This window comes from Pseudoalteromonas sp. ESRF-bin5 (assembly GCF_002632075.1).
In the GTDB taxonomy this organism is placed as follows: Bacteria; Pseudomonadota; Gammaproteobacteria; order Enterobacterales; family Alteromonadaceae; genus Pseudoalteromonas; species Pseudoalteromonas marina.
On the sequence record NZ_NTLW01000265.1, the window covers coordinates 1 to 7,319 of the forward strand.

General features: G+C 38.8%; 6 protein-coding genes. 3 read left to right on the plus strand and 3 right to left on the minus strand.

Going from position 1 to position 7,319, the window contains the following annotated elements:
- Both BCG07_RS16345 and BCG07_RS16350 read left to right on the plus strand, forming a co-directional pair.
- Positions 1-195, plus strand: a 195-nt coding sequence (locus BCG07_RS16345; RefSeq protein WP_286891130.1) for a hypothetical protein, incomplete at its 5' end; no start/stop codon positions are given.
- A 13-nt stretch (positions 196-208) separates the two neighbouring features.
- Positions 209-982 carry a Zn-ribbon-containing protein gene (locus BCG07_RS16350; protein WP_006794063.1) on the plus strand — a complete coding sequence of 258 codons (774 nt, stop codon included), beginning with the start codon at positions 209-211 and terminating at the stop codon, positions 980-982.
- 63 nt (positions 983-1,045) lie between these two features.
- Here BCG07_RS16350 and syd read toward each other — a convergent pair whose 3' ends face one another.
- On the minus strand, positions 1,046-1,585 hold the full coding sequence (gene syd / locus BCG07_RS16355) for a SecY-interacting protein (RefSeq protein ID WP_008129321.1): 540 nt from the start codon (positions 1,583-1,585) through the stop codon (positions 1,046-1,048).
- 59 nt (positions 1,586-1,644) lie between these two features.
- Between syd and queF the strand changes: the two genes are divergently transcribed.
- On the plus strand, positions 1,645-2,490 hold the full coding sequence (queF, locus tag BCG07_RS16360) for an NADPH-dependent 7-cyano-7-deazaguanine reductase QueF (RefSeq protein WP_006794065.1): 846 nt from the start codon (positions 1,645-1,647) through the stop codon (positions 2,488-2,490).
- A 58-nt stretch (positions 2,491-2,548) separates the two neighbouring features.
- Here the strand turns inward: queF and BCG07_RS16365 are convergent, their stop codons facing one another.
- Both BCG07_RS16365 and tamB read right to left on the minus strand, forming a co-directional pair.
- Positions 2,549-3,433 (minus strand): peptidylprolyl isomerase, encoded by an 885-nt coding sequence (locus BCG07_RS16365; protein WP_010557129.1) that lies wholly within the window; start codon positions 3,431-3,433, stop codon positions 2,549-2,551.
- A gap of 194 nt (positions 3,434-3,627) precedes the next feature.
- The gene (gene tamB, locus BCG07_RS16370; protein WP_286891134.1) at positions 3,628-7,317 is read right to left on the minus strand and encodes an autotransporter assembly complex protein TamB; all 3,690 of its coding nucleotides are present in this window, start codon (positions 7,315-7,317) and stop codon (positions 3,628-3,630) included.
- Between the last annotated feature and the right edge of the window lie 2 nt (positions 7,318-7,319).

Consider the following 7,319-nt stretch of genomic DNA (forward strand, 5'->3'; position numbering starts at 1 on the left):
AAAAGTCGCTTAGCGCAACCGGTTCCAATGCCAATGATTATTGCAGCTGTGAGCCAATACAAAAATAACCCGGATTCTATAAATAACTTTATTAAAACTTCCCAGCAGCCAGAAAACGCTGAGCTAAAAGCAAGCCAACTAGACAGAATTGAGCAAAAACTTGATCAATTACTTTCACTGCTAGAACAAAAATAATTTGAGACCATAAATGTTTGTTGTTGATTTAACATTTGATTGCTACCAAGACACCACCCTAGAACAAGCCGAACAAGCCATAAACCGCTTAGTAAATGCGCTTCGCTTTAATGGCCAAATAATGGGGGAAGAGTTCCCCACCGTTTTAAAAGACGGCTTTTTCATAACCCGTGTTATGTGCCCAACTGAAGACGCTATGCATCCACTAAATAATAGCCCTTTTGTTAAACACAGCATTGAAAAACTCCATAACGCTGGTTTATTGGCTCCCAAAGTAAAAGTGATTGGCCAAGATATTCACTCTAATGGAGCGGATTGCTGCACTGAGCCGTCAAGTTACATTTTATATACTACTTATGTGCATACCTGTAGCCCTCTTTATTGTGGCGACGACTTTTTACCTGTGCCTCTATTTCGCATCCCTGCTATTGCCAATGGTGATTACAAAACGCTAATTAAGTGGCAAGAAGATTGGCAAGCATGCGATCAAATACAAATTAATGGCGCAACACGCTGTGAGTTTCCTGCCCTTGAGGAAATATCCAGTACTAAAAGTGATTTATATCGCCGCGGAAAAGACATCACCAAACGCATTAGTTTTTTAACTAAAAAGCCGGTTTACTACTACTTATATCGAGTTGGTGGTGTGGATAAAGCCTCTGAGCTTGAGCGTAAATGTCCAAGCTGTAATAGCGATTGGAAACTAGATGAACCTTGGTTTGGGCTATTTGATTTTAGGTGTGAACCGTGTGGTTTAGTCTCTAATGTGTCGTGGGATTTTCAATAGCCTCTCTAATGACTTTTTAAAATCAGCTCAGCGATCTTGCTAAGCTGATTTATTAATGACGTTTTATACTTCAAGCGCTTTTAAAAACGACTCTATATTTGGTGCAAGTACATGGTGCGTTTTTTTACCGACGTGCTCTAGACACACCTCTCCGGTATGAATTAACACACTGACCAGTAAATCTTCTTTATCAGTTAAACCAATAAACACAGTTTCGGGTTGTTTTAGCTTTCGTTTCATTAAAACATGACCAGTGATGTTTTGTTGAAGCATATCGAAGTCGTCGCTATTCCATGCTTGCAACAGTTCAATTTGATGTCCGTCAATAATTGCCAATACGCTACCACCGTACATGTGCCCATAAAGTTCGCTTAACGCTGTTGGAAACTCAAGCTCTAATGCCTTTGCTAAATTGTTTAATGAGCCTGCTGGCTGCTGACGTACGCCTTGCCATTGAATATTTCCTTGCTCGTCAACCTCGCCTAGCTCACACGGACTCGGCCATTGTTCATCGTGTGCTATAAGTGGGTACTTAGCAGTGTTTTTGAGGGTATTTTCGCTAAATTGATGGTGAAGTTGTTCTAAAAGCAATGCTACAGACATACTGTGAAACTCAATTAAATTAGATATAATGCGCACATTGTAACTATTTAAGAGCAAACATGACAGATTACAGCAACTCTCCAGACCTTAAAGGCAGTGTATTAGGACAATCTACTGAGTATGTAGACGACTATACGCCAAGCTTGCTTTTCCCAATTGCGCGCAAGCTAAATCGTGATGCTTTAAATATTGATGAAGCCGAACTGCCATTTAAAGGCCAAGATATTTGGACAGGTTACGAACTTTCGTGGTTAAACGCCAAAGGTAAACCGCAAGTGGCTGTCGCCTTATTTACTTTTGCATGCCAAAGCAGCCACATTATTGAGTCTAAATCGTTTAAGCTTTATTTAAACAGCTTTAATCAAACTCGTTTTGAGAGCATAAACACAGTTAAGCAACATTTAATCGATGACTTATCAGGCGCAGTTAATAGTCCGGTACAAGTAACCCTATACAAAGCGGACGATTTTAACTGTTTACCCTGTACTGCACTGCCTGGGGAATGCATTGATGATTTAGATATTGAAATAGATAACTATGATATTGATGCCTATTCACTTAAAGCACATAGCGATGAAATAGTAACCGAAACACTCAATAGCCATTTGCTAAAATCTAATTGCTTAATAACGTCTCAACCAGATTGGGCGAGCATTATTATAAGATACACGGGCGAGAAGATATGCCGTGAATCGCTACTACGTTATTTAATATCGTTTAGAACACACAACGAGTTTCATGAGCAATGTGTAGAGCGCATTTATAGTGACTTAACCACGCAACTCAACATTAAAGAGCTTGAAGTATATGCACGTTATACACGCCGAGGCGGATTAGACATAAACCCATACCGTTCTACGCATTATAACGAAACACCGTTTGCCGTTAAGATTAATCGTCAGTAAATACGTTAAACACTCAAACATAAACATTAAAAAGGAGCCTCAGCTCCTTTTTTAATATTTAAATAACGCGCTTTGTTGGGATAGGCATACCACATACATCAACGTAATTATACGATTGGACAAACCAGGGTTCCGTTCGGCTTTTACGTGCATCTATCAGTTGTTTGAACGATGCTGAATTTGTCTTCATTACCTTAAATACTGTTACATCGCTATTAACATCAGCCAACACTTCAATATTTGTTATTGGATTAAACGCCAGTCCCTCAGTGGGTAAACGCTGCAAACGATTAAAGTGTTCCATACCTTCAAGCACTCTTCCAAACACGGTAATGTTTTTATCAAGGTAACGAGGGCCTTGCCCAATAGTGACAAAAAACTCAGTACTTGCGCTGTTTATATCATTAGCGCGTGCCATTGCAAATACACCATTGCAATGCACTTGCCATGTTTGAGTCTGTGTTTGATTTTGCGCAACAGCAAAACCATTTAAAAACCCCGTAACAGGGGCGTATCCATCGCCTTTTAACTCGGTAATTTTTAGTGGTTGCGATGTTGGTAAATAAAACTCTGCAGGTACGGTTTTATTCGCTGTTTTTATTTCTTTTTTACCCGAGCTGTCGCCACCTTGTGCTACAAACCCTTCTACAAAACGATAAACACGGGTGTTTTTATAAAAGCCTTCTTGCGCCAACGTTTTAATATGTTGCGTGTGTTTTGGAGCTAGTTGCGGATTTAATGCTATGTAAGCCGAACCAGTAGGTAAGGTTATTTTTAAAATATTTTGAGGATCGACTACTTGCCACTCATCTGCAGTTGCATTTTTTATTACATCATTGGCACTAAGTGGTGTTTGTATATTTATAACGGATTTATTGTTAGCTGTTGTAGCGCAGCCGCTCAGCAAAAGAGCCATTACATAAATTGAAAAACGTGTTTTCATATTCAACCTTTTATTTTTATTATTTAAAAGTAGCTTTAAGCAATCTAACTTACCTAGGGTCTGTTTGACATTAATGCGAGGTTATCGCCAATTTATAGGTGATAACCATAATACATAGGCTCTTCCTTGCCCAAATACCAAACAGGCTGCTGCAAATTCAACCTGACAGTTCATCAGGCTCTAGAGCTTATAGTTCAGTCCCAATCAAATTTATAGAGCACATCAACATTTTGGTATAAACCACTGGTTACCTCTATATAGAGTTGCGACAACAACTGGTAACGAATGGCCACTTCACTAACTGACTCAAATACCCCAACGCTGTATTTAACTTGCAAGCTAGGCGCAACATAGCCTGAAATTTCTACCTTAGTGCTGTCACCACTTCCTGACGAACTTAAGCTAACATCAGAAAGACCAAACGTTTCACCTACCTTTGACACAACCCCTTCACTTCTACTAACCCCTTGAGAAAGTAATAACTGGGCAAGCATAGCGTTGCTTGATGCTCCCTCCCCCTCTCCTAGCGGCTGTCCATTGAGTAAGTATGCTAAGGTTTGCGCCTGATCCATTGCAGGCTCAGAGAACAGCTTTAAAGTGGGTTCTTTAACATTTCCCGTAAGCGTAACACCAGCTATAACACCATTTGCTGTATTAGCTGGGTTTCTGATTGCTTTAATATTCAAATAGGGATGTTCAATGGAGCCACTAAAGCCCACTTGGCCAGTTCTTATAATTAAATCTTGGCCAAATGCTAAATAAGTGCCATTTATTAAATTAAGCTCACCTGTCGCAATAATTGGAACACCTTGACTCATTTTAATCGCTAAATCACCAGCCACTTTAGACTCTAATCCGAACGACTCTACTTTAACGTCATTTTTAACGATCACATTTAAGTCTATGTCGTAGTCAAATGGTACCTTTTCGCTGGTTTCAGTTTTTTGATCAACAATAATTTCATCGTCACTAACCTGCACAGCACCTTCTGGAAGCTCTTCAATCGTAATACGACCATAAGGTACAACTACTTCACCCGCTAATTTAAGTGCATTATTAGCTAACCCTATTTTTAAATCTGGCGATATTTTAAAAGTAACGCCTTGCTGTGCGCGCACAAAAAACTGCTCGCCTTGCACATTTACATTTACTTCAGGTTGCTCATCTTGCCAATCAACATCACCGTTTAGCTTTACATTGCCACCTTGATTGTCGTTTAAATTGCCCTCTATTGTGGCGGTCGTTTTATCAAATAATATGTTTATATTTGATTTTTGTAGCGCAATAGGAAGCTGTTCACCCTCAAGGTTTATATCGTTTACGTTAAGCTCACCATTTAATAGTGGGTCTTTTAACGTACCCGCAAGTGCGACCTTACCGCTAATATCACCTTTTAATTGCTCAAGAGTTTCAAGAAATGGCTGTAAGTCTGAAAGTAATATTTTATCAATATTAATAGTGCCATTAAGCGCCTGCGTATTTTGTATGTCGTCAATATTAATGTATGTATCAATTTTACCTAGTACGCTTGACTCTATATTTGCTTCAAGCTGCCCCTTTTGCGAGTCTGAAAAAGCACTAATACTGAGTGTTTCTATAGGTAATTTAAAGCGATCTTCTTCTGAGGTTAAAACAGTGGTCAAGTCACTTGCATTTAAACTTGCGCGTAATGTTTTAAGAGCGCCTGCATTCCAATTGAGCGCCACATTACCCTTTACATCACCACGGGTGCGAATGTTATCGGGTAAAAAGTGTTTAAGCTCTTCAAGCGCTAAATTGTTTAACTTAGCGTTTAACTGGCCTAGCGCTTTAGTTTGGGCAAGCGTGTCTATACAAAGCTCGCTTTGCTGAGAAGCCCAGCAGTGCGCACTTACATTAAAATTACCGTTTTGAGAGTTAAACATAACGGCAATATTTTTAGTGTTGCTAAAGCTTAACTTTTTGTCGCTTAGCGTTACATTACTAAACTCACCATTCCAGGTAGCGTTATTAATTTTGCCATTTACTTCAAGCTCTGCACTGCCCTGCTCGGCATCTACAGATGCTGTAAGTTGGTGATCTGTTTTATCGCCGCTAATATCAACTTTTACACTATTAATTTGCTCATCAGCCACAAGCGCCGAGCCAACACTTAACGATACGTCAGTTTGCCAATCAGCGGCTGTATCCAACTGCCCTTTTACCGTCAGTTTATTTATATTGATTTCATTAAAAATGAAGCTATCAAGCATTAACGCTAAATCGACAGAAGGTGTTAGCCTCTGCCCTCTTACTTTTAAATCGGCGTTGCCATCGGCAATAAATGGCATATTTGCCTCTTTATTACTTTTAAGTGTTATTTTACCGTCAACTTTCCAGCTATCATTAACTTGCCCATTGAGTACTAATTTATTAGTGCCGCTACTTAAATAAAGGCTATCAATATTGGCTTTTAATGCATCATCAAGCTGAAAGTTTGACGCAAACTCAAGGGGTACCTCGTTTAATAATCCGCTTAACTTAGTATCATCCATTTGTAGTTGCCACGAGCCTTCTTCCGCATTGAATGAACCTTTAAATTGCCCTGAAATATCGCTGGTTACAGCATCCGTAAAATACTGCGATTTTAGGTTTGAAAGCGAGCCGTTAAAACTCGCTTTAATGCCCTGTTGCCAATCGACATTAGCTTTTATAATCGCACTACTTTCGTGAGCCTTAATACTTAATGTTTTAAGCACAGCTTGAGTTAAACCGCCTGTTAGCTGAGTATTAAGATTAACAGCCGGATAAGCGCCTAATTGGCTGTTTGCCTGCAAATTGAGTTGGTAGTCATCGGCATTACCATTTGCATTAAGGCTTACATTTTTAACTTTTAGTTCGTTACTTTGCGCATCAATAAGCCATTGGTTAATGTTACCGCTTAGCTCAAATGGGTAATTTTTTTGCTTTAAATTAGCATTCGCTGTTAACGTGAGCGGATATTGTCCACTCGTTTGTAAATTTAAATTTAAGTCAGCTAAATCACCGTTTAACTCTAAGTTTGCTTGGTGCTCGTCACTATTTAAAGTCACTAAGCCTTTTACAGGCAAGTTACCTAAAAGCTCTGCATCTAATTGGGTATTAAGCTGCCACTGCTCATAGGTAGCTGAAAGCGACTTCAAATTAATCACGGCATCTTCTACACTTAATTGCAGCGAAATGTTTTCGATATTATGCTGCGCATCGCCCTGCTCAATTGTTACCTTTGCGATATCAAAGGATTCAATGGCCAAATCAATGGGTGATGTAAATTCAATATCAGGAAGTGCTGGTAATTGCGTAAGTGCAGCTTTGTTGCTTTGAGCAGTTTGCGCCTTGGCAGGTTGTTCTTGCTCTTTTAAAGCAACAAGTATACTCGGGATATTTAAGCTTTTTACTGTGAGTTTTGAGCCTTCAGCTTTAGCTGATAGTTTAAAGTTATTAACGCTCACATCTGCACTAGGGTGGTTTAATGTAAACTCATTAACCGCTATATTTTTTATTGAAACATTAAAAGGTAAAGTAATTTTTTCAAGGGGCTCAGAGGGTGTTTCATCTAGCGCTTCAACTGTTTTTGGCAAGGTTAATTTTATAGATTTAGCGCTAAAATTATCAATACAGATACCATCACACTGCCACCAAAATAAATCTATTTTTAATTGCTGAGCATTAAAATCTAAACCATTATTTTTAAAACGAACATTAAACACATCGTTATAAATAAAGCGGCCATCTTTAATTTCTATGTGTAATCCATCAACAACTTTATTTGCCGTATAGGCAATAAATTGATTACCGGGTGCAGTAAATAATAAACAAAATACGCTAATAATTAGCGAAACTAAAATTGCACTTACTGTGGCTGTTATTTTTTTTAATATTGGCATTA

What these genes read in the sequence shown, in the direction of transcription:
- BCG07_RS16350 (WP_006794063.1), top strand. Translation starts at nt 209, where the DNA reads ATGTTTGTTGTTGATTTAACATTTGATTGCTACCAAGACACCACCCTA.
- syd (WP_008129321.1), bottom strand. Translation starts at nt 1,585, where the DNA reads ATGTCTGTAGCATTGCTTTTAGAACAACTTCACCATCAATTTAGCGAA.
- queF (WP_006794065.1), top strand. Translation starts at nt 1,645, where the DNA reads ATGACAGATTACAGCAACTCTCCAGACCTTAAAGGCAGTGTATTAGGA.
- BCG07_RS16365 (WP_010557129.1), bottom strand. Translation starts at nt 3,433, where the DNA reads ATGAAAACACGTTTTTCAATTTATGTAATGGCTCTTTTGCTGAGCGGC.
- tamB (WP_286891134.1), bottom strand. Translation starts at nt 7,317, where the DNA reads ATGCCAATATTAAAAAAAATAACAGCCACAGTAAGTGCAATTTTAGTT.